Origin of the sequence: Kribbella monticola, from assembly GCF_003261635.1 — a bacterium.
In the GTDB taxonomy this organism is placed as follows: Bacteria; Actinomycetota; Actinomycetes; order Propionibacteriales; family Kribbellaceae; genus Kribbella; species Kribbella monticola.
In genome coordinates, this window is record NZ_QFXK01000029.1 from 307864 (window position 1) to 331874 (window position 24011).

Genomic DNA, 24011 nt, shown 5'->3' on the forward strand with positions numbered 1-24011 from the left:
GGGCACCCTAGGCGACGCCGCCTTGACTCAGATCGACCGGGTGAGAAGGAGTCAGCTCGCAGAGGTTGACGGACCTGGGGGCTGGACGGCTGCATGAGACGCTTACAAGCATCCGATCCGACTGGCAACAACCACCTGCACCCGACCGGCGCGGCCAGCCACCGGGTCTTTTACCGAGCCGGGACGCAGGAGCGGCGACGGAGGAGGTGCGTAGGTTGGCGCGGTTGGTTGCTGGGGGCATGCAACAGAAAAGGCAAGGAGATGACTCTCCCTGCCGTGTCTAAGTTATAACGCATGGGGGGACTTGCCGCAAGGCCCCGTTGGGGGCGGAGAATCGTCGGCCGTAGCTGAATCTGACGAACGACGGGGAGTCGCAGAAGTGCGTTTGTTGTTGTCGATGTCCGGGAGCCGCTGATATGACCACCAGTGCGTTCGATCTCCCAGAAAACCTCAGTAGTAAAGCCGATCCACACCTGATCGCCCACGACGAGCAGCACTTCGCGGCGATCAAGAAGACCCTCGAGCAGTCCATCGCGGAGCTGACCGACAGGCTCGACGAGACCCGCAAGGCCCCTGGCGGTGAAGGGCAGGCGGCGCTCGACCGCGACCTCGAGATCCACCGGCTGACCACCAGATTGCGTACCTTGCGCAGATTCGGCCTCGACCTCTGCCTCGGGCACATGGTCAGCGCGGAAGACAACGAGCCGACGTACGTCGGACGTCTCGGCCTCACCGACAGCGACGGCCGACGACTCCTGATCGACTGGCGATCGCCCGCGGCCGAGCCGTTCTTCGGTGCCACCCATGCGAACCCGATGGGTCTGACGAGTCGGCGTCGCTACCGCTGGACGCGCGGGAAGATCAGCGACTACTGGGACGAGATCTTCACCGAGGACGGCCTCGAAGGCCACAAGGCCTCCCTCGACGATCAGTCCGCCTTCATCGCGAGCCTCGGCAGCAACCGCTCGCCCCGCATGCGCGACGTACTGGGCACGATCCAGGCCGACCAGGACGCCATCATCCGGGCGAGCTCCCGCGGTGCCCTCGTCGTCGACGGCGGCCCGGGAACGGGGAAGACGGTCGTCGCGCTGCACCGTACGGCGTACCTCCTGTACTCCGATCCGCGCCTCGGCCACCGGCGTGGCGGCGTACTGTTCATCGGTCCCCACCAGCCCTACCTCGCCTATGTCTCCGACGTCCTCCCGAGTCTCGGTGAGGAAGGTGTGCAGACCTGCACCATCAGAGATCTCCTGCCTGAAGGAGCAACGGCGCCGGACGAAACAGATCCCGAAGTAGCGCGCCTGAAGGCCACGGCTGACATGGTGAAGGCGATCGAGCCGGCTGTGAAGCTGTACGAGGAGCCGCCGATCAAGCCGATGACGGTCGAGACGGACTGGGCCGACATCTGGCTCAGCGCCGCCGATTGGGCCGAGGCATTCGGGGCGGCAGATCCCAGTACTGCGCACAACGAGGCGCGCGACCAGGTCTGGGAAGAACTGATCACGATCCTGCTGGACAAGTACGAGGAGGAGAACGAGGACGACGAGGTGTCGATCGACCTCGTGCGCAGATCCCTTGAGCGCAACGAGGATCTGATCGATGCCTTCGGCAAGGGCTGGCCGCTGATCGAGCCGACCGATGTCGTCGGCGACCTGTGGTCCGTGCCCGCCTACCTACGGATGTGCGCGCCCTGGCTCAGTCCTGACGAAGTGAAACTGCTGCAACGCAAGGAAGCACCGCAGGCCTGGACGACGTCCGACCTGCCACTTCTGGACGCGGCACGACAGCGGCTCGGCGACCCGGAGGCGTCACGACGGAGACGCCGGCAGAAGGCAGCGGCGGCGGCCGAGAAGGAGCGGATGGCCGATGTCATCGACAACATCATCGCGGCCGATGACGACAACGAGGGCTGGGTGCCGATGCTGCGCGGGCAGGACATCCAGAACAGCCTGATCGACCTCGGCGGCCTGCCGACCGCCGACCCGGACCTGCTGGCGGGCCCGTTCGCCCACATCGTCGTCGACGAGGCCCAGGAGCTGACCGACGCCGAATGGCAGATGTTGCTGCTCCGCTGCCCGTCCAGGAGTTTCACCATCGTGGGCGACCGCGCCCAGGCCAGGCACGGCTTCACCGAATCGTGGCAGGCGAGGCTCGAAAGAGTCGGCCTCGATCGGGTCGAGCTGGCCTCGCTGAGCATCAACTACCGAACGCCGGAAGAGGTGATGGCCGAAGCCGAGCCCGTCATCCGCGCCGCTCTGCCGGACGCCAACGTCCCCACTTCCATCCGCAGCAGCGGCGTACCGGTCGTCCACGGATCCAGCGCGGACCTCGACTCGATCCTCGACACCTGGCTGGCCGAGAATGCCGAAGGCATCGGCTGTGTCATCAGCGCGGACGGAACCCTCCGTACGCCGGACCGCGTGCGCTCCTTGACGCCGGTGCTGTCCAAGGGGCTCGAGTTCGATCTGGTCGTCGTGATCGACCCGGAGTCGTTCGGCGAAGGGATCGAAGGAGCCGTCGACCGCTATGTCGCGATGACCAGGGCGACCCAGCAACTCGTCGTACTCACCACCGGGTAGGGCTCAGCTCGTGCCGAGCGCGTACTGGGTCCCGGTGACGGCGGCACCGCGGGCCCAGTCGGTGAAGGTGAGCGGGGTGGTGAGGATGGTGAGCTCGCAGCGTTGGACCTCTCGCGGCCCGGGTCGCAGCCGGTCCGCGATCACCTCGTTCAGCGCTGCGGAGTCTGCCAGCGCGGCGACGTCTTCGCCGGCGAGCACGATGCAGGTGGTCTGCAGTGCGCCGGCGAAGGTCGCTATCAGATGCCCGAGGGCCCGGGCCGCCGCGTCGAGCCGGGCGCTCGCGTCCGGGTCGCCGCCGGCGCGAGCGGCGATCAGGCCGGCCATGGTGACAGGCCGGCCGACGGCCGCCGACGCCTGAGCCTCGAAGTCCTCGCGGTTCAGGTACGCGGCCACACACCCACGGTGCCCGAGGCCACAGACAGGTCCCGTCACGTCGACCGGAGCGTGCGCGAGCAGGTGCCCGTTGTCGATCGTCTGCTCGACCGGAACCCCTTCACGGACGACGCCGATGCCCAGCCCGGCACCGACGGTGATCACCCCGAAGGTCGAGTGAGTACGCCCGGCACCGAACCACAACTGCTCGCGGGCAAGAGCCGCGACGTCGTTGGTGACGATCACCGGCAACCCGGTCCGCTCCCGCAACGGGCCGGCGAGATCGACCTCGCTCCAGCCGAGAAAACTTCCTTCGAGTACGACGGACTGGTCGGCCACCACGCCGCCGACGGACACGCCGATACCGTCCAGCGACGGGACCTTGCGGCCCAGCTTGGTGACGAGCTGAGCGATCACCTTGACCGTGCCGTCGACCGGGACGACCCCATCCACCGGCTCGGGGAGGGCCGCCTTCGCAGTCCCCTGCACCTCGCCGAAGAGGTCGCAAACCACGCCGTACGCCGTGTCGCCGGTCAGCTTGCAGCCGACCACGTGCCGCGCGCTCGGGATCGCGGTGAGGATCTGCCGGGGCCGGCCGATCGCGGTGGCGGGGTCGAGATCCTCCGAGGCGATGCCGCCGCCGATCAAGGAGCGGGCGACCCGCGACATCGAGGCGTAGGAGAGGTTGAGGCGGTCGCCGAGATCACCGCGGGTAGCGGGGCCGTGGACCAACAACTGTTGGGTCACGGCGAACTCACCCGCCGACAGTGATCTCTCGGGCGCCGACCGCGCAGGCCTGCTGGTCACTGTCACCCACTTAGTTTACAAGTGACCCTTGTCACACCGGTCATCATGGCTTATTTTCAATCTGACTGTAAATACCTCAGGGCCGGGATACCTCACTCCGGCTCTCGGGACAGTCGATCAATCGGCTGGCGTCCGTGGGTACGGGGTCACGACAGGGGAGTTCGCGGGCGCCACCCGTTCGAGCGGTTCGAGCGTGCCGGTGCGCCGCAGTACACCTGGCGGAGGAGACACCCATGGCCACAGCGACCCCGACCCAGCAGCAGGCCAGCCGCCGGAAAGCCCCGACCGGCTACCGCGACGACACCCGGCTCGCCCTGCTCTTCATCCTGCCCGCCCTGATCGGCTTCGCGGTCTTCATGATCTGGCCGACGCTGCGCGGTATCTATCTCAGCTTCACCAAGTTCAACCTGCTCACGCCGCCGAAGTTCAACGGCCTGGACAACTACATCCGGATGGTCCAGGACCCGGTGTTCTGGAACGCCCTGAAAGTCACCTTGTACTACGTGGTCCTGAACATCGGATTGCAGACAGTGCTCGCTCTCGTCATCGCCGTGATGATGCAGCGGCTCACCCAGAAGACCTGGCTGCGCGGCATCGTGCTCACGCCGTACCTGGTGTCGAACGTCGTGGCGGCGATGGTGTTCCTGTGGATCCTGGACTATCAACTGGGGATCGGGAACACGATCCTGGCCGGCCTCGGGCTCGACCGGCTGCCGTTCCTGTCTTCCGATACCTGGGTCATTCCGACCATCGCGTTGATCAACGTCTGGCGGCACGTGGGTTATACCGCGCTGCTGATCTTCGCCGGGCTGCAGCTGATCCCGGAGACCGTTTACGAGGCGGGCAAGATCGACGGGGCGAGCGAAGTACGGATGTTCCGCAGCATCACCATTCCGTTGTTGCGGCCGATTCTCTCGCTGGTGTTGATCATCACGGTGGTCGGCTCGTTCCAGGTGTTCGACACCGTGGCGATCGCGACCCGTGGTGGACCGGTCGATTCGTCCCGGGTGCTGCAGTTCTACATCTACGACGTCGCTTTCGGGCGGTTCCAGTTCGGTTATGCCTCGGCGATGTCGGTCGCCCTGCTCGCAGTACTGGTGGTCATCACTTTCGTCCAGTACCGGCTCACCCGCGCCGAGTCTTCCGACCTGGCCTGAAAGGCGACGACAAATGACTACCGACACCACTCCGCAGGTCGCGACCATCGCGCCTACCACGACGGTTCGTCACGCCGCCCCGAAGGAGCCGCGCAGCTTCAACCCCGGCCGCGCACTCGCCTGGGCGTTCATGATCTTGGTGATCCTCGTCAGCCTCTTCCCCTTCTACTGGATGCTCCGGACCGCGTTGTCCAGCAACAACGCCTTGTACGCCGGGTCGCACAGCCTGCTGCCCGTGCAAGCCTCGGCCGGCGGTTTCGAGCGGGTCTTCGGCCTGCAGACCGGGCAGGAGGCGATCGACGCGGGCGGTGCCGGCCAGGCGATCAACTTCTGGCGCTATCTGTTCAACTCCGTCGTCGTCTCGACACTGATCACGGTCGGCCAGGTGTTCTTCTCAGCGATGGCGGCCTACGCATTCGCCCGGTTGCAGTGGAAGCACCGGGAGAAGGTGTTCGCGTTCTTCCTTGCAGGGTTGATGATTCCGGCCATCTTCACGCTGCTACCGAACTTCGTGCTGATCAAGCAGCTCGGCCTGGTGGACACGCTGCTCGGGATCGCGTTGCCGACGATGTTCATGACGCCGTTCGCGGTGTTCTTCCTGCGCCAGTTCTTCCTCGGCATCTCCCGTGAGGTCGAGGAGGCGGCACTGATGGACGGCGCTTCCAAGGTCCGGGTGTTCTTCCGGCTGATCCTGCCGATGTCCGTCGCGCCGATCACCACGCTGGCGATCCTCACCTACATCGCGTCCTGGAACGAGTACTTCTGGGCGCTGATGGTCAGCTACACCGACAAGTCCCGGGTGCTCACCGTCGCACTCGGGGTGTTCAAGTCGCAGACGCCACAGACCGGCCCGGACTGGTCGGGGCTGATGGCGGCCACGCTCGTCGCGGCGCTGCCGATGCTGGTGCTGTTCATGCTCTTCGCGAAACGCATCGTCAACTCCATCGGCTTCAGCGGGATCAAGTGAGGACGTCATGACCAGTCTCAGACACCGGATCCAGGCCGCTGCCGTGGCCGCCGCACTCGCCATCGGAGCGTTGACCGCCTGCAGCGGCGGAGGCGGTGGCAGCGCGAACGGGCCGATCGAGTACTGGCTGTGGGACTCGGCCCAGCAGCCCGGCTACCAGAAATGCGCCGACGCCTTCCAGCAGCAGAATCCCGGCTTGAAGATCCACATCTCGCAGTACGGCTGGGATGCGTACTGGTCGAAGCTCACCGCCGGCTTCATCGCCGACACGGCGCCGGACGTGTTCACCGATCACCTGTCGAAGTTCGCGCAGTACGTCGATCTGAAGGTACTGCGGCCGCTCGACGACCTCGGTCCGACCAGCGACATCTCCGACGGCGACTACCAGCAAGGCCTGGCCGAGCTGTGGAAAGGCCAGGACGGCAAGCGGTACGGCGCCCCGAAGGACTGGGACACCATCGCGATCTTCTACAACAACGCGGCACTCAAAGCGGCCGGCGTCGACCCCAGCGAGCTGCAGAACCTGAACTGGAACCCGACCGACGGCGGCACTTTCGAAAAGCTGGTCGCGCATCTCACCATCGACACGAAAGGAAGGCGTGGCGACGAGGCGGGCTTCGACAAGGCGCATGTGAAGACGCACGGGCTCGCGTCGGAAGGCTCCGGTGGTGGCGGTTGGGGGCAGACGCAATGGTCCGCGTTCGCCGGCAGCGCCGGCTGGCAGGCGACCGACAAGAACCCGTGGGGCAGCCGCTTCAACCTCGACAAGCCGGAGTTGCAGAACACACTCAGCTGGTACTTCGGCCTGGTACGCAAGGGCTACATGCCCAGCTACGAAGAGATCGGCGGCGCCAACGCGGTCGGTACGGACAAGCAGATCCAGTCCGGTACGGCGGCGCTCGGGCTGAGCGGGTCGTGGATGATCTCGACCTTCACCAAGCTGACCGATGCCGCCGGCAAGAAACTCGACATCGGCCTGGCGCCGACGCCGATCGGTCCCAGCGGCAAGCGGGCGTCGATGTTCAACGGGCTCGCCGACTCGGTCACGACCTTGTCCAAGCAGCCGGAGAACGCGGCGAAATGGGTGAAGTTCCTGTCCGGCGCGGAATGCCAGAACATCATCGGCCAGTCCGGCGTGGTCTTCCCCGCCCGCCCGGCCGGAACGGATCTGGCGATCGCGTACAACAAGAACGAACGCAAACTCGACGTCACACCGTTCACTCAGCAGGTCAAGGACAAGACGACCTTCTTGTTCCCGGTGACCACCAACGCGGCCGATATCGCCGCCCTGATGGCACCCCGGTTCGACGCGGTCTACATCGGCAGCTCGCCGATCTCCTCGCTGAACAAGCTGAACAACCAACTCAACGACCTCTTCAAGGTCGCCCAGTAGAACGCCCCGGCCGGGTGTGTCCAGGTGGCGCACCCGGCCGGCCGGCATCCCGTACTACGTGTCGCCGCTGCCGGCTGTCTGGTCCGCGACCGGTTTCAGGCAATTGGCGAGCACCGACAGAGCCTCGAAGATCTCCTTGTCCTCTGCGGCCGGGACGGGCAGCGGCGAGGCAGGAAGCATCGCCGCCGCCGCCTCGGCCAGGCCGGCACAACCCCAGCTCCCCGCAACGTCGGCTTCGTAGTACGTCTGGATGGACGTTGTCGCAGTGGGTGCTTCAAGGGTGGCGACAGCGGTCAGGAGTGCAGGTGCGGTGAGGCTGCCCTGGCTGGCTTCCAGCGCGTGGCTGAGTGCGGCGAGCACCGATTCGTCGTACGGGTGGGCCAGCGAGAGCCAGGCTCCTACCACCTGCTCACGCCAGCCGGAGCGGAGCAGGTAGACGACCTCGTCAGGTTGCGCCGCGTCGACCAGCGCGGCGACCGCCGCGAGCGTCGAAGGACCGGCTTCGAGCGCCTTGATGCCCATCAGCTGACGATAGAAAGGCACCACACAGCGCGCTTCCAGCTCATTCCAGGATTCGCCACTCACAACCCTGACCATAGGTGTCGAAAGCCGCAGTCCCACCACACTTGCACGGAGTTGCAAACAATTCGGCGGTCAGAGCAGCGGGATGAGCTGGGCTTCCTCGTAGTCGAGGTGGGTGGTGATGGCATCGATCAGGTGGTCGAGGTCTGCGAGGGTCGTGCCTGAGGTGGTGGTGCTGACCAGGCGCTGGAGGTCTTCGAGGAGTTCGGCGATCTTGGCGTGTTCGGCGTCGAGTCGCTCGATGGCGGCGGCTGCTTCGGGGTGCTGGGCCAGGATCGACGGGAAGAGCATCGTCGACTCGCCGGTGTGGTGGTGATGCAGCCCCTGGCACATCGTCAGGCAGTTGATCCGGAGCTGGGCGCCGAGCGAGGGACCGGCGGCGGCGAATTCCTTGCGGATCAGCACGAGTTCGCGCCGGAAGAGGTTGTGGATCAGTTTGAGCGACTCCGCGAAGGAACCACGGTGGCCGGGCGGGCCGGTGACGACCTGGTGCAAGGCGACCACGGGGATGGTCCGGGTGGTCTTCGACTGGTATTCGCCCCAGCCGGGGTCCGCCTCGACCAGGCGCTCGAAGATCTCGTCGCGCTCGGCATCCCGTAGTACGACGGCGTCGGCTTCGTAGCTGAACAGGCCGGTCTCGACCGTGACTCGTGGGTTGGCGAGGAGGTTGTGGTACCAGTCCGGGTGCTTGGGGCCGCCGCCGGCCGATCCGATGACGAGGACGCGCTCGCCGTTGTCGGGGTAGTAGCCGAGGACGGTCGTGTGCGGCTTGCCGGAGCGGGCCCCGGTCGTGGTGAGCAGCAGCAGGCGGGCACCGTCGAAGGGGCCACCCACCTGACCTGCGTTGGCGCGGAATTCGGTGATGATCTGATTGGTGAAGTCGTTCAGCATTCTCTTCTTTCTCACTGGGATGTTCGGCGAAGGGCAGCACGAAACAACGCGGTGTCAGCGCGTTGTCAGCAAGGAAGAAGGCGGGCCTCTGGCGGCCCGGGCGGCGCTCAGGGCGCAGCCGGGAACCCAACGAAGTCACGGCACGAGGCCGACCCGGCAGTCATGGGTCGATCCTAGAACACCAGCGGGTCCACCCTCCGGCGCCGATCGGTGGTGCTAGACAAGGTCCCGTGGAGAACGCGCCGCTTCGTGAACGGCTGGTCCAGGTCGGTGTCGAGTTGCTCGAGGAGGAGGGCCTCGACGCGCTCACCCTGCGCGCGATCACCCGGCGTACGGGGGTGTCCCACGGCGCACCCCGGCGGTACTTCACGACGCACAACGCTCTGCTGGCCGCGATCGCGGCGACCGGTCTTGCCGATCTCGCCGCCCGGCTCGGGCCGGCCGCCAGCGACACCGCCGTACCGGCCGACCGACGGCTGATCGAGGTGGGCGTGCGCTACCTGGCCTTCTCGGCGGAGCGTCCGGCGATGTTCGAGCTCATCTTCCGGCACGACCTGCTGGCGGGCGCCGGCGGCAATCTGCGCCAGACCTCGCTGCCGCTCTTCGACACCGTCACCGCCCTGATCCAGGAAGCGCTGCCGACGGCAACCGACGCCCGCGAACGTGCCCTGGCGCTCTGGACCAACCTCCACGGCCTGGCCACCCTCCGCACCACCCACGCCCTGGACATCCTCGACCTCCCCGACAACGACCCGACCGCCTGGATCACCCGCATCGTGCAGACCCACCTGGCCTGACAGAAAGCCGAATTGATCACGGATTGTCAAAGGGTGCATTCGGGGGGTAGCAGAAACGGTGGTTAATGGTTGAGGTGGCAGGAAAAACTGGGGAATCCGGGAAAAAAGAAACGAAACGTGTAACGGTCCGTAGGTTGTGACGATAAAAGGTTGAGCGACCAAGCCGGGGGGCTTAGTGGGCGCTCCGGTGCTTCTTCGGGATCACCGGTGATTGTGGAGGGGGCCCCAGCAGGTGCTCGCCCGGGGCGGGGCGAGCACCTGCGAAGGGGACCAGCGCGGCCGGCCGTTCCAGGCGCCGCCGGCCCTGTTGCCGAGCGAGTTCAGCCCTTGATTCCCACGTTCGCCATTCCTTCGACGAACCGCTTCTGCGCGAAGACGAACATCACGATCATCGGCAGCGTCGCCAGCGCCGTACCGGCCATCAGATAAGGCCATTGCACCTCGGCCGGATTCTGCGCGAAGATCGCCAGCCCGAGTTGCAGCGGCCGCATCGTGTCCGACGTGGTGATCATCAGCGGCCAGAGGAATCCGTTCCAGGCCGCCTCGATCTGGAACACGCAGATCGTGATCAGGGCCGGCTTGATCAGCGGCGTCATGATCCGCCAGAAGATCCCGAATTCGCCGAGCCCGTCGACCCTGGCCGCCTGGGCCAGTTCGTTCGGCACCGACACGTAGAACTGCCTGGCCAGGAAGGTGAACAGCGGGGCCGCGCCGAGCGGGATGATGAGTCCCCACCAGGAGTTCAGCCAGCCGATACCGCCCTGGCCGAGGATGTTGTTGCCGCCGAACAGCGGGATCGACTTCACGATCAGGAACAACGGCACCAGGATGATCTGGAACGGCACCAGCAACAGCAGGATGAAGTAGCTCAGCAGCGCCTTCGATCCCTTGATCGGCAGCTTCGCCAGCGCGTAGCCGGCCGTCGTACAGACCGCCAGGGTGAACGCCGTCTCGCCGACCGCGATGAACAGGCTGTTGCGGAAGTACCGCAGGAACGGTGCCGTCCGCATCGCCTCGACGAAGTTGTGCCAGCGCAATTCGCCCGGCAGCCAGGAGAACTTGGCGATCTCCAAGTCGCTCTTGAAAGCGGTCAGGACCATCCACAGGAACGGCGTGATCATCAGCAGCGCGCCGACGGTCAGTACGACGTACAGCAGGATCCGGCCGGGTCGCCAAGCCGACGGCGCGGCGATCGGAGCGGTCACGGTTGCGCTAGTCATTGACATCCGCCTTCTGGAGCAGGCGTCCCAGGCCGATGAAGATCGCGATCAGCAGCATCATGATCACCGTCTCGGCGGACGCGAAGCCGAGTCGCAGGGCCTGGAACGCGTTCTGATAGATGTCCAGCACCAGCACCGTCGTCTCGGTACCGGGGCCGCCCTTCGTCATCACGTAGACCAGGTCGAAGACCTGGAAGGTCCCGACGATCGAGGTGACCAGGACGAAGAACTGGACCGGCCCGAGCGCGGGCCAGGTGACGTGGGCGAACTTCTGCCAGCGGCTCGCGCCGTCCAGCGAAGCCGATTCGAGCAGGTCGCGGGAAACGCCTTGCAGGGCAGCAAGGTAGATGATGATCTTCGTCCCGAGGCCTTGCCAGATACCGACCAGCATCAGCGATGGCAGCGCCGTGTTCGGGTCGGACAGCCACCGGCCGGGCGCGAACCCGAACAGGCTGAGGAATCCGTTCGCCAGCCCCGAGCTCGGGTTGTAGATCCACAGCCAGATGGTGGCGACCGCGACCGTCGCGGTCACCGTGGGGATGTAGAACGCGGTCCGGAAGAACCCGAGCCCCTTGATCTTCTGGTTCAGCCCGATCGCGACCGCCAGCGAGAGCGCCATCGAGACAGGGATCACCACCACGGCGTACAGGATCGTGTTGACCAGGGCGGCCCGGAAGTCCTGGTCCTTGAACAGGTCGACGTAGTTGCCGAAGCCGACCCAGGCCCAGGAGTCACCGAAGCTGTAGTCGGTGAAGCTCAGCACCACCGCCGCGATCACCGGGATCACGATGAAGACCGCGGAGTGCAGCAGGGCAGGAGAAAGGAACAGCCAGCCGGCCCGGACCTGGCCGCGGATCAGCTTGCGGCTGTCCTTGGCCGGAGTGAGGCGACGTGGAGTGACGGCCGGCGCCGTGCGTTCGAGGGTTGCGCTCATCGGGACTGTCCTGCCAGGTTGGCCAGCACCTTGGCGGGATCCTTCTGACCGAGGACCGCCTGGGTGAGCTGGGAGTCGAAGTTGGCACGCATCTCCAGCCAGTTGGCCGAACCGCCTTCGTAGATGGCCAGCGGCAGGCCTTCGGCGACGAACTTGCTCAGCGGGTTCGACTTCGCCTGCGGTGAGTTCGCCGCGTCCTTGTAGGCCGGAAGTTTCTTGTTCAGCTTGGCGATCGCGTCCAGCGAACTCGGCTTGGTGAGCGACTGGATGAAGGACCAGGCGGCCTCCTTGTGCCGGCTGCGGGAGCCGATCGAGGCCAGGTCGCCACCGACGAACTCGACCTCCTTGCCGCTGTCGAAGCGGAAGAACTTCAGGTCGTCGCAGTTCTTCTTGCCGATGCCCTTGTCGGAGCAGTCGACCGCGCCGCCGACGATGCCCATCGCGGCCTCACCAGTGAGCACGAGCGGCTGCTGTGCGGCGTTCTGCTGTCCGTACGGCTGGACGTGGTTCGCCATCGACTTCAGCAGGTTCAGGGTTTCGAGGCCCTTCTCGTTGCTGTAGTTCGGCTGGCCGTCGACGTACAGGTTCGTGCCGGTGGAGGCGAGCAGCGTGGTGTAGGTCTGCCGGAAGCTGGTCGCCGCGGCCATGTCGAAGCCGGACCGGGTGATGGTGCCCTTGGCGTTCTTCACGGTCAGTTTCTCCGCGGCCGCCTTGAGCTCGTCCAGGCTCTTGGGCGGCTTGTCCGGGTCGAGTCCGGCGTCCTTGAAGGCGCTGATCCGGAGCGCGGCGGCACGGGCGTCGGCGACCAACGGGTACGCGTACAGCTTGCCGTCGTACGTCGCGGCCGGCACCAGGGCGCCGATGCTCTTCTCCTCGATCACCTGCGGCGTCACTCCGTACGGCGCGAGGTCGGCGAAGATCCGCTTGGACGCGAACGGCTGGATCCAGCCGACGCCGGTGACCATCACGTCGTACGGGATGCCGGCCGCGATCGAGGTGGACATCTTCTCGTTCAGGGTGGAGTACGTCGCGAAGTCCGGCTCGACCTTCATCTTCGGATAGGTCTGGTGGAAATCCTCGACGACCTTCTCGAACGCCGCCCGGCCCTTCGTACTGGGTGGGAAGGACGGGATCAGAACCCGCAGCGTCCCGGTCGCCTCGGCGGGCGGTACGCCGTCGGTCGACTTGTCGATCACCCCGTTGCCACAACTGCTCGCGGCCAGGCCGAGTACTGCGGCCAGCACCACCAGTCCACTCTTCGCGCCACGTCTCACAGGGGAACTCCTTCGCTGACGAGTGCAGCGAAAGTATGGGAAAGGGCTTTCCCCGTCAATACTTCGACGCTCGAATGATCAAATTCGATCACCGAGTGCCGCCCCACAGGAGTCGCGGACGCGAAGTTCCGGCAGGAGGCTCACGTGCTGGGTCGCAGCGGGCACGCCCGGCGCGCCCTTCACCTTGCGGAGGAGGAGTTCGCAGGCGGTCTCGCCGAGCGTCAGCTTGGGCGGGCTGACTGCGGTGAGGGGGACGACCGCCATCGCGGCGGTTTCGTCGTTGTAGGCGATGACGGCCAGATCGTCCGGGATGCGCAGCCCGCGCTCCATCGCCCGCTCGATCAACCGCGCTGCGGGCTCGTCGGAATGCATCAGTACGGCGTGCGCGCCGAACGCCTCGCATTCGTCCAGGAACGCATCCAGTTCGGCGGTCGCGGTCCGTTCGTCGCCTCGTCCCGGCAACTCGACCGCCGACACGAACAGCTCGATCCCGAGCGTCGAGGCCGCCTCGTCGATCCCCTTCCGGAGCCAGTACGTCGTCACGGTGGGGTTCAGGTTGATCCCGATCTTGCGATGCCCGAGCGACACGAGGTGCCGCAACGCGAGCATCGCGCCGTAGGCATGATCGGTCCGAACATGGTCGTACTCGCGCTGCACCTGGGGAAACCCGAAAGCGCGCTCCATCAGGACCACCGGTACGTCGATGTCGTCCAGCCACCGGCCGAGTTCAGCAGCTCGGCTGTCGCCCAGCGCGGTGCTCAGCAGCAGCCCGGAGACACCAACGCCGAGCACCTTCTCGAGTCGCTCCGCCTCGACTGCTACGTCGTACCCCGAGACGCCCAGCACCAGGCGAGCGCCGTACCGGTCGGCGACCGCCTCGGCGCCGCGGATCACGTCGGTGTAGTAGAAGGTCGAGTTCGGGACGACGATGCCGAGCGTGAGCTGGGCGCCCTGGCCGGCGCCGAGTGGGTTCGTACCGACGGCGCCGCCGTGCACCCGGCGGAGCAGTCCGGCCTGGTCCAGCTCGGCGAGGTCCCGGCGTACTGTGATCGCGGAAACGCCCAGCTCGGCGGCCAGCTCGGCGACCCGGAGCCGCCCGTGCCGGCGCAGGCTCCGGAGGATGAGCTCGTGGCGTTCCGGTGCAAGCATGCGGTCCCCCGTTATCCGAGTGTGATTGTTTGTGATCATACGATCATGTCGTTGTGAGGTGCTCGCCGATGCGAAGGAACTTGTGTGAGTGACACCGGAGGAGTGGGCCGCACCAACGCGGTGCTGTCCAAGCTGTCGCTGATCGGCGACCTGCTGATGCTGCAACTGGTGTTCCTGGTGTGCAGCGTGGGGATCGTCACGCTGTATCCGGCCGCGTTCGCGCTGCAGCGGGTGCTGCCGGAAGCGCTGGCGCAGGAGCACCCCGCGCTGCTACGGCGGTACTGGCGACAGTTCAAATGGGCCTTCGGCCGCTTCTGGGCAGCCGGCCTCGGCCTGTACGCCGGCAGCATCGCGCTCGCGTTCGGGCTGCTCTTCTGGGCCTCGACGGGCGGGCCGATCCGGATCGTGGCGCTGGCGATCCTGATCCCGCTGACCGGGATGATCATCGGCCTCTACCTGAGCGCCCTCGCGGTGCTTCCCGGCGTACCGGAGGACAGTACGGCGCGCAGCCTGTTCCGCGCCGCCAATCTGTTCCTGCTCCGCCGGTCACTGGCGGTCGCCGGCGGGGTGATCGCGCTGCTCACCTGGTTTGCCCTGCTGTCGCGGCTGCCGACCCTGTTCGCCATCGGTTCCGGGCTGGTTCCCGCCCTGCTGGCGTACTGGATCTCGCGCACGACGGACAGGCGGGCGAAAAAAGATTCTGGGGACGTGTCAATCTGAGCCCTGCTGGTTCGACGTATGGGTGTAAGGCCCAACCGGACCAGAAGGAGAACCCAAGATGTACGCGACGACCGATTCCCTGGCGACGACGCCGGCTGCGCAGGGCGGCCGCTCGCGCTGGCTGGCCCTCTACGTACTCTGCGCCGGCATGCTGATGATCGTTCTCGACGTGACCGTCGTGAACGTGGCGCTGCCGGCGATCCAGGACGACCTCGGCTTCACCAGCTCCAGCCTCGCCTGGGTCGTGAACGCCTACCTGATCGCCTTCGGCGGGCTGCTCCTGCTGGCCGGCCGGCTCGGCGACCTGCTCGGCCGGCGGAACATCTTCGTCAGCGGGCTGATCGTCTTCACCGGCGCCTCCGTCCTCTGCGGACTGGCCGAGTCGCAGGAGGTGCTGGTCGCGGCCCGCTTCGTCCAGGGCGTCGGCGGCGCGCTGACCTCCGCGGTCATCCTCGGCATGATCGTCACGCTGTTCCCCGAACCGCGTGAGCAGGCCAAGGCGATCGGCGTCTACGCCTTCGTCGCCTCCGCTGGTGGCTCGATCGGCCTGCTCGCCGGTGGTGTGCTGACCCAGGCGATCAACTGGCACTGGATCTTCTTCGTGAACCTGCCGATCGGCATCGTCACCGCGCTGCTGGCCGTCAAGCTGATCGAGAAGGACAAGGGTCTCGGCATGGGCCGCGGCACCGACGTACCGGGCGCCGTCCTGATCACCGCCGCACTGATGGTCGGCGTCTTCACCATCGTCAAGCCGGCCGCCGAGCTCGGCTGGACCGCTCCCCGCACCATCGCGCTCGGCGCCCTCACCCTGACCCTGCTGGCCTGCTTCATCGTCCGTGAGGCGACCGCGGCGAACCCGCTGGTCCCGCTGCGGATCTTCAAGTCACGCAACCTGACCGGCGCCAACCTGATCCAGGCGCTGTCCGCATCGGGCATGTTCGGCATCTTCTTCCTCGGCTCGCTCTACCTGCAGCGGGTGCTCGGCTACAACGCGCTGGAGATCGGGCTGGCCTTCCTGCCGACCACGGTCGTGATGGGCCTGCTGTCGGTGCGCTACTCGGAGAAGCTGGTGATGCGGTTCGGTCCCCGTCGCCCGATGATCGCCGGACTGGTACTGATCGTCGTCGGCCTGGCGGTGTTCACCCAGGCTCCCGTCAACGGCAACTACTTCATCCACGTCCTGCCGGTGCTGGCGCTGCTGGGCCTGGGTGGCGGCATCTGCTTCCCGGCGCTGATGGGGCTGTCCATGGCAGACGTGAAGCCTGAGGACGCCGGCCTGGCTTCGGGTCTGATCGGGACGATGGGCGAGGTCGGCGCGGCGCTCGGGCTGGCTGTCCTGGCGACGCTGTCCGCAACTCGGACCGAGAGCCTGGCCGCGGCCGGCAAGCCCGCGCTGGACGCACTGACCAGCGGCTTCCACCTCTCCTTCGCGATCGCCGGAGTGATCGTCGCCGCCGCCGTGGTGATCGCCTGCACGCTGATGCGGCCGGCCCGCCCGGCCGCCGGCGCCGCCGCTTCGGAGACCGAGGTCGAGGAACTGGCCGCCGCCTGATCTTCCGTACTACGTACTGCGGGCTCCCTCAGCGTCGAGGGAGCCCGCAGTACTGCTTTGTCCGGTACTTCGTCGTACGGGTTTGTCCACAGGGTTGGGGGCGGAGGTCGTGCGCTGTCCCCGCGATAAGGAAGGATGTGGTCTGCGGCGAGCGGGGCAGAATGCTCGTCTGTCATCTGGACGTAGAGGGGATGCGGCACAGTGGTTTTGCAGTCGATCGAGCAGAAGATCGCCGATGAGCTGGCAGTCGGCGCGCACCAGGTCCGGGCGGCCGTCGGCCTGCTGGACGAGGGCTCGACAGTCCCGTTCATCGCGCGGTACCGCAAGGAGGTCACCGGCGAGCTCGACGACGCGCAACTGCGCACCCTCGAGGAGCGCCTGCGCTACCTGCGCGAGCTGGAGGAACGCCGGCAGACGGTGCTCGAGTCGATCGAGAGCCAGGGCAAGCTGGACGACGCGCTGAAGGCGTCGATCCTCGCCGCGGAGACCAAGTCGCGGCTCGAGGACATCTACCTGCCGTTCAAGCCGAAGCGCCGGACGAAGGCGATGATCGCCCGCGAGGCCGGGCTGGAGCCGCTGGCGGACGGGCTGCTGTCCGACCCGACGGTGCCGCCGCTGGCCGCCGCGACCGTGTTCGTGAACGACGAGGTGCCCGACCCGCAGGCCGCTCTGGACGGCGCGCGGGCGATCCTGGTCGAGCGCTTCGGTGAGGACCCGGACCTGATCGGCGAGCTGCGCGAGCGGCTCTGGAGCCGCGGCCGGATCGCCTCGGCGGTGCGCGAGGGCAAGGAGACCGACGGGGCGAAGTTCTCCGACTACTTCGACTTCGACGAGCCGTTCACCAAGATGCCGTCGCATCGGATCCTCGCCCTGTTCCGCGGCGAGAAGGAGGACGTGCTCACGCTGACGGTCGAGCCCGAGCCGGCCGGCGTCGAGCCGACCGAAGGACCGACGGAGTACGAGGCGACCATCGCCCGCAAGTTCGGTGTGGAGAACAAGGGCCGTCCGGCCGACCAGTGGCTGATCGAGACGGTTCGCTGGGCCTGGAAGACCAAGATTCTGGTGCATCTGGGCATCGACCTGCGGATGCGGCTGCGGCAGACCGCCGAGGAGGAGGCGGTCCGCGTCTTCGCGTCGAACCTGCGCGACCTGCTGCTCGCCGCACCGGCCGGCACCCGCGCGACGATGGGCCTCGACCCGGGTTTCCGGACCGGCGTCAAGGTGGCCGTCGTGGACGCCACCGGCAAGGTCACCGCGACCGGCGTGATCTACCCGCACGTCCCGCAGAACCAGTGGGACAAGTCGATCGCCCAGCTGGCCGCGCTGGCCGCCGCACACAAGGTCGACTTGATTGCCATCGGCAACGGTACGGCGTCGCGGGAGACCGACAAGCTGGCGGCCGAGCTGATCGCGAAGCATCCGGAGCTCAAGCTGACCAAGGCGGTCGTCTCGGAAGCGGGCGCGTCGGTCTACTCCGCGTCGGCCTTCGCCTCCCAGGAGTTGCCGGGGATGGACGTGTCGCTGCGAGGCGCGGTGTCGATCGCTCGGCGGCTGCAGGATCCGCTGGCCGAGCTGGTGAAGATCGATCCGAAGTCGATCGGCGTCGGGCAGTACCAGCACGACCTGCCGGAGAACTCGTTGTCCCGTTCGCTCGACGCGGTGGTCGAGGACTGTGTGAACGCGGTCGGCGTCGACCTCAACACGGCGTCCGCGCCGCTGCTCACCCGGGTCTCCGGGATCACCGCCGGGCTGGCGGAGAACATCGTCCAGCACCGCGACCAGAACGGCCCGTTCAAGTCGCGGACCGCGCTGAAGAACGTGCCGCGGCTCGGCCCGAAGGCGTTCGAGCAGGCGGCCGGGTTCCTCCGGATCCCCGGTGGCGACGACCCGCTCGACTCCTCCAGCGTGCACCCCGAGGCGTATCCGGTGGTCCGGCGGATCCTCCAGGCGACCGGGCAGGAGCTCAAGTCGCTGATCGGGTCGCCGGTGCTGAAGACGCTGAAGCCGGATCAGTTCGTCGACGAGACCTTCGGGCTGCCGACGGTGTCGGACATCCTGGCCGAGCTGGAGAAGCCCGGGCGTGACCCGCGTCCGGCGTTCAAGACGGCCACGTTTGCCGAGGGCGTGGAGAAGATCGCCGACCTGAAGCCGGGAATGCGGCTGGAAGGTCAGGTCACCAACGTGGCCGCGTTCGGTGCGTTCATCGACATCGGCGTGCACCAGGACGGCCTCGCCCACGTGTCGGCGCTGTCGAAGAACTACGTCAAGGATCCCCGCGAGGTCGTCAAGCCGGGTGACATCGTCAAGGTCAAGGTGCTCGAGGTGGACATCCCCCGCCAGCGCATCTCCCTCACCCTCCGCCTCGACGACGAGGTAGGCGCCCCCACCTCCACCGGCGGCCGCGGCGGCTCCCGAGCCGGCGAAAACCGCGACCAACCCGGCGGCGGTCGAGGCGGTCAGGGTGGACGCGGTCCTGGTGGGCAAGGCGGTGGACGTGGCCCCGGCGGACAAGGCGGCGGTCGCGGTCCCGGTGGTCAAGGCGGCGGACGCGGTCCGGGCGGCTCGGGCGGCGGCCAGGGCCGAGGGAGCGGCGGGCGCGGCGGTCAGGGCGGCTCAGGTCGCGGCCAGAGCACCCCGCAGACCGACACCCCGATGGACGAAGGCTCCCTCGCCGACGCCTTCCGCAAAGCAGGCTTCACCGTCCGCTAGAGCCGCCACAAAAGCAGGCAACAGACTTCATCGTCCGCTTGAACCATTGCAACAACAGACAGCCGGTCCCTCAGCGGACCGGCTGTCTGCGTTGCGGCAACCAGCTACGGGTAGATCATGTGGTCGGGTGGGGTGGTGGTGCGGCGGGCTAGGGGGTAGTAGAGGGCGGCCGTGAGGGTGAGGCAGATGAGCCAGGAGATGTCGGCGCCGCCGAGTTTGGTCGTGAGAGGGCCGGTGTAGAGCTTCTGGGCCAGGAACGGGATCTGGGCGGCGATGCCGAGGAAATAGGAGCCTAGGGCAACTAGGTTCCAGGCGCCGTAGCGGCCGGCCGGGTCGTAGAGGGCCGGTACGTCGACCCGTTCGCGGGAGATCAGGTAGTAGTCGGTGAGGTTGATCGCGCTCCACGGCGTGAACACCATCAGCAGGACGAGAACGAAGTTCTTGAAGTTGTCCAGGAAGTCGGCCGACGCGAAGATCGCGATCAGCACCGAGACGAGCAGGAAAGCACTCGTGTACGCCGCACGCACCGCGGGCCGGAAGGCCGCCGTACGGGTGAAGGCCGAGACGGTCGTCAGGATCGTCATCGAGCCGCCGTACGCGTTGAGGCAGTTGACCGCGAGCTTGCCGATCACGATCACCAGATAGATCAGTACGCCGACCGCGCTCGGCCCGGCCAGCGAGCCGAGGTACCCGACCTGGTTCGCGAGGAACCCGGCGCCACCGGCTGCCACCAGCGCGCCCAGCGTCATCGACCACTGCGAGCCGATCACGCTGCCGAGAAAGGTGGCGAGGAACGTCGTCCGCTCCGGAGTGTCTCGCGGCAGGTAGCGCGAGTAGTCCGCGACGTACGGACCGAAGGTGAGTTGCCAGCCGGCGCCGAGCGAGATCGCCAGCAAGAAGGTGGCCCACGTGAACGGCTTGGCTCCGAAGAGGGCGCCGACGTCCACGGTGACGAGGAGGCGGATGCCGAGGTAGGTGAAGCCGATTACGCCGCAGACGGTCGCGATCCGCCCGAGCCGGTGGATCCAGCGGTAGCCGAGGGTCGCGACGATCGCGGTCAGTACGCCGAACACGATGATCCCGATCGCGGCGTCGTCCACGTGCAGGATCTTGTTCACCGCCTGGCCCGCGAGAACCGTGCCGGTGGCGGCGAAGCCGAGGTACATGACGACCACGAGCACGAGCGGAACCACCGCGCCGTACACGCCGAACTGAGCCCAGCTGGAGATCATCTGCGGCAACCCGAGCCGCGGACCCTGGGCGGAGTGCAGGGCCATCACGATGCCGCCGAGCACGTTGCCGATCAGCAGCCCGATGATCGCCCAGAGCGCGTCGGCGCCGAAGACCACCGCAAGGGCACCGTCGACGACGGCGGTGACCTGCATGTTCGCGCCGAACCACAAGGTGAACTGGCTGATCGGCGTACCGTGCCGTTCGGCATCCGGTACGACGTCGATGCTGCGCCGCTCGATGACAACGTTGCTCATGCCGAGCATGTTGCCACCGACAACGAGTTCTCTAACGTAGATCTTCCAGGTGACCACCGGGGTCACCGAGATGTACTGCGGTCGCCTTCGGCGCGTAGCCGAGTCGCCGGTAGATCCGGTCCGCGCCGTCGTCGCCCGGCGTCAGCCAAGCCAGGGTGGCGCCGGCGTCTCCGAAGGCATGCCGGGTCGCGTACGCCGTTGCGATTGCGCCGAGACCGCGTCGCCGGTGCGAGGGGAGCGTGCCGACTCCGGCGATCTCGGTGACGCCGTCCGCCACGGCCGTCCATGCGGCCGTTGCGGCTGGAACTCCGTCCACGCGGACCAGCACATTCCCGCCGTCGGCAGGATCGGGCTGGTACGACCGTTCCCCGAGCGCCATCTCGTACGCCGAGGCTGCGACCGCATCCGCCTCGGCCAGCTCCTCGGCCGAGGACACCACTGAAACAGTCACGTCTTCGGGAAGGTCGGGGAGGACGAGATCGGCCGGCTCGAGTACGAGGAGCGGTGGGCGCGCGGCGATGATCATGCCGTTCGCGGCGAGCGCGTCGGCGAGGCCGGGGCTGGCCTCCTCGATCAGTTCGACGCTGAGCCAGCGGCCCTCGGCGGCGAACGCTTTGCGGATGGTGTCCAGCGCCCAGGGCACCTCTTCGGAGTCGAACGGCGTACCAGGCTCGGCCGCCACGGCTCCCGACAAGAACCACAGGTCACTGTCGTGCAGCAACCCCACCAACGGCCCCGCCACGATCTGCCGCCGCGACCTGATTCGCCCTTGCAACTGAGCGGACGCAATCCGAACACCGATCTCCACCCCACGACCCTAGATCAATCCCCGGACAAGCAAGGCAAGGGTTCAGTTGGCCAGGAGGAGCAGGTCCAGGAGGCGGTGGAGATCGGGCTCGGCAGGGGCGGTGGGAAGTAGAGGGCTCAGGGCGTCGAGGGTGGCGACGAGGTGGGCTCGTACTGCGGGGCGGGTGGTGTTGTGGCTGGTGGCGAGGTGGCGGATCACCTGGGTGGCGCGAGGGGAGGCGTCCAGCAACGCGGCGATGGCTTCGCTGGACGCGGCGGGTTCAGGGGTGTCGGCCAAGGAGACGGTGAGGGTGGCACCGAGGGCTGTGGAGAGGCGGTCGAGGGCGGCCAGCGTCGGGTTGCCGCGGCCGTTCTCGAGGTTCGCGATGTAGGGCACCGAGAGGCCGGCGTCGACGGCTACCGAGGCGATCGTCCGGTCGGCTGCCTTCCGGCGTGCCCGGAGCGCGTTGCCCAGTTCGAGTTCATCCACCCGGCCAGCCTATCTTCACAGAACACTCTTGCCAAGAAGTGTTCTCACGAGATACTTTCCGCTGCGTGCGGATCTTTCGGAACCACGACTTCAGACTGCTCTGGACCAGCAATGCGATCTCCGGCATCGGCTCGTGGCTGCTGATCGTGGCGCTTCCCGTCCAGGTGTTCGCCTTGACGGGATCGGCGGCGGCAACCGGGCTGACCTTGGCCCTGGAAGCCCTTCCTGCCTTGGTGATCGGCCCCTGGGCCGGCGCAGTACTGGACCGCTGGAACCTGTCCCGTGCCATGTGGCTGGCCGATCTCGCCAGCGCGGCCGCGGTGGCGTCGATCCTGCTCGCCGATCGGGCTGAGCGGGTGTGGATCATTTATGTCGCCGTCCTGGCCGAGAACCTTGCCACCACGGTGTTCCGCCCGGCCGCGCGCGCCCTCACGCCGAGGGTTGTCGGCGCCGGTGAAGAACTCGCCGCAGCCAATTCCCTCACGGCTTTCTCCGGCAGCGTCATCCGGCTGGCCGCGCCACCACTCGGCGCGGTGCTGCTGGCCGGCCCGGGTATTCGGTTCGTTCTCGTCGTCGACGTCGCCAGCTATTTGTTGTCAGCGGCAATCATCGCCACGGTCAGCCGGCGCCTGACCCACAGTCCCGAAACCCACCAAGAAGCGCCCGGAGCGCTGCACGGCCTTCGCTCCCTGAGCGAAAGCAAGATCCTCCGCGGCATTCTCGCCGCCAACGGCGTCTTCCTCACCGCCAACGCCGGACTCACCGCCCTCCTCGTACCACTCATTGTCGAACGTCTCCACGCACCCGGCTACGCGATCGGCTATCTGATCTCCGGCCTCGGTGCGGGATATCTGCTCGGCGCCGCGATCAGCACGAAAGCCTCGACCTGGTTGAGTGTGCGCAATCTGCTGGTCGTCACCCAGGTCGCCACAGCGGCCGCCTTCTTCGCTCTCGTCAACGCCCGGAACGTCAACCAGGCCGTCCTCGCCGCCGCTCTGATCGGCGTACCGGGCAGCGTCCTGCTGATCACCGCCGAGACCACCGTCCAACGCGTCACCCCGGCAGGCATGCTGGCCAGGATCGGGGCTCTGTTCTTCGCTATGGATTCACTCTCCGTCATTCTCGGCGCTCTGATCGCCCCTGCCTTGACCACGCTGATCGGGCTTCCGACGGCTCTCAATCTTCTCGCCGCCTCGGCTCTGACGGCTGCCCCGATCACCCTTCTCGCGGTGCCCGCGCATCCCGCCGCACTCATCCGCCCGAAGGTGCCGGAGCCGCGGTGACCGCTCCGTGTCCGGACGACTCCCAGCGGTTACCAGGATGTCCGACAATTTGATCTGCATCGAAAGAACGGCAGTGTTCGAATCGTTATTGGTAAATCCGCGCAAACATTCTTGACAGCGGAAATCCTTCGTCCGGCCGGAACCGCTCCCATCCGCCCTGACCAGCGGTTTCACCGTTGTAACCGGGTCAGCGGCAGGCGGGCGGCCGGAACCGGCGTAAGGCCTCTGTTAAGGTCCCTGCCGGTTTATTCCCCGGCCCGGCTTTTTGCGGTGTTCTTCTCTTATCCGCAAACCGCCACTGCAGACGAAGGACCGAAGATGACCGAGTCGTTCGAGACCACCGCACCGCACCGCCGCGTGCGGGTCTGGTTCGGCGCCCACCCGATCGCGGATCACACCGCCGTCGCGGATCAGGCCGCACAGTACGAAGAAGCCATGCGCCGCCGGTTCGCGTCGCTGCGAGTAACCAGTGAGCCCGTCCTGGTGACCACCGCGACGCCCGCGGAAATGTCGCGATGACCACCCGCCCGACGTTGCTCGGCTACGTGCGAGCCGACGCGTTGAGCTGCGCGGAGGAGCTGGCCGCGGCCACCGACTCGCTGGCACTGTTCGCCAGCACCGAGGGCTACACCCTCGGCACCGTCTACACCGAGCGGGACGCCGCCGAGTCCGCCGCGTTCTACGCGCTGCTGGACGAGGCGAAGCGGACCGAGGTTCGGGCGGTCGTGGTACCGAGTCTGCAGCACCTCGGCGCGGTCGGAGCACCCGCCGGGATGCGGCAGCAACTCGAGTTCTACCCGGCCCACGCGGTCGACAAGAGGTAACCCCAGACAAGCGGAGCTGACGTCTTGACCCCTGCATC

The 24011-nt window shown here is 66.9% G+C and carries 21 protein-coding genes; 11 read left to right on the plus strand and 10 right to left on the minus strand.

The window, feature by feature from the left end; translation table 11 throughout:
- Positions 1-416: 416 nt before the first annotated feature.
- On the plus strand, positions 417-2579 hold the full coding sequence (helR, locus tag DIZ26_RS15220) for an RNA polymerase recycling motor ATPase HelR (RefSeq protein WP_112241682.1): 2163 nt from the start codon (positions 417-419) through the stop codon (positions 2577-2579).
- 3 nt (positions 2580-2582) lie between these two features.
- On the opposite strand, the gene DIZ26_RS15225 is transcribed toward helR, so the two are convergent.
- Positions 2583-3764 carry an ROK family transcriptional regulator gene (locus DIZ26_RS15225; RefSeq protein WP_157979727.1) on the minus strand — a complete coding sequence of 394 codons (1182 nt, stop codon included), beginning with the start codon at positions 3762-3764 and terminating at the stop codon, positions 2583-2585.
- A 227-nt stretch (positions 3765-3991) separates the two neighbouring features.
- Between DIZ26_RS15225 and DIZ26_RS15230 the strand changes: the two genes are divergently transcribed.
- The 3 genes from DIZ26_RS15230 to DIZ26_RS15240 are packed head-to-tail and all read left to right on the plus strand — an operon-like array spanning position 3992 to position 7275.
- A complete protein-coding gene (locus tag DIZ26_RS15230; protein WP_112241686.1) occupies positions 3992-4915 on the plus strand; it encodes a carbohydrate ABC transporter permease in 924 nt (307 codons plus the stop codon).
- 13 nt (positions 4916-4928) lie between these two features.
- Positions 4929-5882, plus strand: coding sequence for a carbohydrate ABC transporter permease (locus DIZ26_RS15235; protein WP_133979540.1), 954 nt, complete (start codon positions 4929-4931; stop codon positions 5880-5882).
- Positions 5883-5889: 7 nt separating this feature from the next.
- Positions 5890-7275: an ABC transporter substrate-binding protein gene (locus DIZ26_RS15240; RefSeq protein WP_112241688.1), complete on the plus strand. Its 1386-nt coding sequence runs from the start codon at positions 5890-5892 to the stop codon at positions 7273-7275.
- A gap of 54 nt (positions 7276-7329) precedes the next feature.
- Here DIZ26_RS15240 and DIZ26_RS15245 read toward each other — a convergent pair whose 3' ends face one another.
- The gene (locus tag DIZ26_RS15245) at positions 7330-7872 is read right to left on the minus strand and encodes a DUF6000 family protein (RefSeq protein ID WP_269815386.1); all 543 of its coding nucleotides are present in this window, start codon (positions 7870-7872) and stop codon (positions 7330-7332) included.
- A gap of 57 nt (positions 7873-7929) precedes the next feature.
- Positions 7930-8748: a nitroreductase/quinone reductase family protein gene (locus tag DIZ26_RS15250; RefSeq protein ID WP_112241692.1), complete on the minus strand. Its 819-nt coding sequence runs from the start codon at positions 8746-8748 to the stop codon at positions 7930-7932.
- A gap of 230 nt (positions 8749-8978) precedes the next feature.
- On the opposite strand from DIZ26_RS15250, the gene DIZ26_RS15255 reads away from it, so the two are divergent.
- Positions 8979-9545: a TetR/AcrR family transcriptional regulator gene (locus DIZ26_RS15255; protein WP_112241694.1), complete on the plus strand. Its 567-nt coding sequence runs from the start codon at positions 8979-8981 to the stop codon at positions 9543-9545.
- Positions 9546-9865: 320 nt separating this feature from the next.
- Here the strand turns inward: DIZ26_RS15255 and DIZ26_RS15260 are convergent, their stop codons facing one another.
- From DIZ26_RS15260 to DIZ26_RS15275, 4 genes are all read right to left on the minus strand, one after another.
- Positions 9866-10765, minus strand: coding sequence for a carbohydrate ABC transporter permease (locus DIZ26_RS15260; protein ID WP_112241696.1), 900 nt, complete (start codon positions 10763-10765; stop codon positions 9866-9868).
- Positions 10758-11699, minus strand: coding sequence for a carbohydrate ABC transporter permease (locus tag DIZ26_RS15265; RefSeq protein ID WP_112241698.1), 942 nt, complete (start codon positions 11697-11699; stop codon positions 10758-10760). The genes DIZ26_RS15260 and DIZ26_RS15265 overlap by 8 nt, the downstream gene beginning before the upstream one ends.
- A complete protein-coding gene (locus tag DIZ26_RS15270; RefSeq protein WP_232828363.1) occupies positions 11696-12973 on the minus strand; it encodes an extracellular solute-binding protein in 1278 nt (425 codons plus the stop codon). The genes DIZ26_RS15265 and DIZ26_RS15270 overlap by 4 nt, the downstream gene beginning before the upstream one ends.
- A gap of 78 nt (positions 12974-13051) precedes the next feature.
- A complete protein-coding gene (locus DIZ26_RS15275; protein ID WP_112241700.1) occupies positions 13052-14122 on the minus strand; it encodes a substrate-binding domain-containing protein in 1071 nt (356 codons plus the stop codon).
- An 84-nt stretch (positions 14123-14206) separates the two neighbouring features.
- Between DIZ26_RS15275 and DIZ26_RS15280 the strand changes: the two genes are divergently transcribed.
- The 3 genes from DIZ26_RS15280 (at position 14207) to DIZ26_RS15290 (ending at position 19103) form a co-directional block, all read left to right on the plus strand.
- Positions 14207-14842: a DUF624 domain-containing protein gene (locus tag DIZ26_RS15280; protein ID WP_112241702.1), complete on the plus strand. Its 636-nt coding sequence runs from the start codon at positions 14207-14209 to the stop codon at positions 14840-14842.
- Positions 14843-14900: 58 nt separating this feature from the next.
- Entirely contained in the window at positions 14901-16394 is a 1494-nt protein-coding gene (locus tag DIZ26_RS15285; protein ID WP_112241704.1) for a DHA2 family efflux MFS transporter permease subunit, read from the plus strand.
- A gap of 201 nt (positions 16395-16595) precedes the next feature.
- Complete coding sequence (locus DIZ26_RS15290) at positions 16596-19103, plus strand: Tex family protein (protein ID WP_112241706.1); 2508 nt, start codon at positions 16596-16598, stop codon at positions 19101-19103.
- A gap of 104 nt (positions 19104-19207) precedes the next feature.
- Here the strand turns inward: DIZ26_RS15290 and DIZ26_RS15295 are convergent, their stop codons facing one another.
- From DIZ26_RS15295 to DIZ26_RS15305, 3 genes are read right to left on the minus strand one after another with little or no spacing between them, the layout of a single operon-like run.
- Positions 19208-20590, minus strand: coding sequence for a purine-cytosine permease family protein (locus DIZ26_RS15295; protein WP_232828364.1), 1383 nt, complete (start codon positions 20588-20590; stop codon positions 19208-19210).
- A 31-nt stretch (positions 20591-20621) separates the two neighbouring features.
- Complete coding sequence (locus DIZ26_RS15300) at positions 20622-21398, minus strand: GNAT family N-acetyltransferase (protein ID WP_112241710.1); 777 nt, start codon at positions 21396-21398, stop codon at positions 20622-20624.
- 42 nt (positions 21399-21440) lie between these two features.
- Positions 21441-21866: a helix-turn-helix domain-containing protein gene (locus DIZ26_RS15305; protein ID WP_112242155.1), complete on the minus strand. Its 426-nt coding sequence runs from the start codon at positions 21864-21866 to the stop codon at positions 21441-21443.
- Positions 21867-21931: 65 nt separating this feature from the next.
- Here DIZ26_RS15305 and DIZ26_RS15310 point away from each other — a divergent pair, with 65 nt between their 5' ends.
- From DIZ26_RS15310 to DIZ26_RS15320, 3 genes are all read left to right on the plus strand, one after another.
- On the plus strand, positions 21932-23149 hold the full coding sequence (locus DIZ26_RS15310; protein WP_157979729.1) for an MFS transporter: 1218 nt from the start codon (positions 21932-21934) through the stop codon (positions 23147-23149).
- Positions 23150-23467: 318 nt separating this feature from the next.
- The gene (locus DIZ26_RS15315) at positions 23468-23668 is read left to right on the plus strand and encodes a hypothetical protein (protein WP_112241714.1); all 201 of its coding nucleotides are present in this window, start codon (positions 23468-23470) and stop codon (positions 23666-23668) included.
- Entirely contained in the window at positions 23665-23973 is a 309-nt protein-coding gene (locus DIZ26_RS15320) for a hypothetical protein (RefSeq protein WP_112241716.1), read from the plus strand. Before DIZ26_RS15315 ends, DIZ26_RS15320 begins: the two co-directional genes overlap by 4 nt.
- Positions 23974-24011 lie beyond the last annotated feature (38 nt).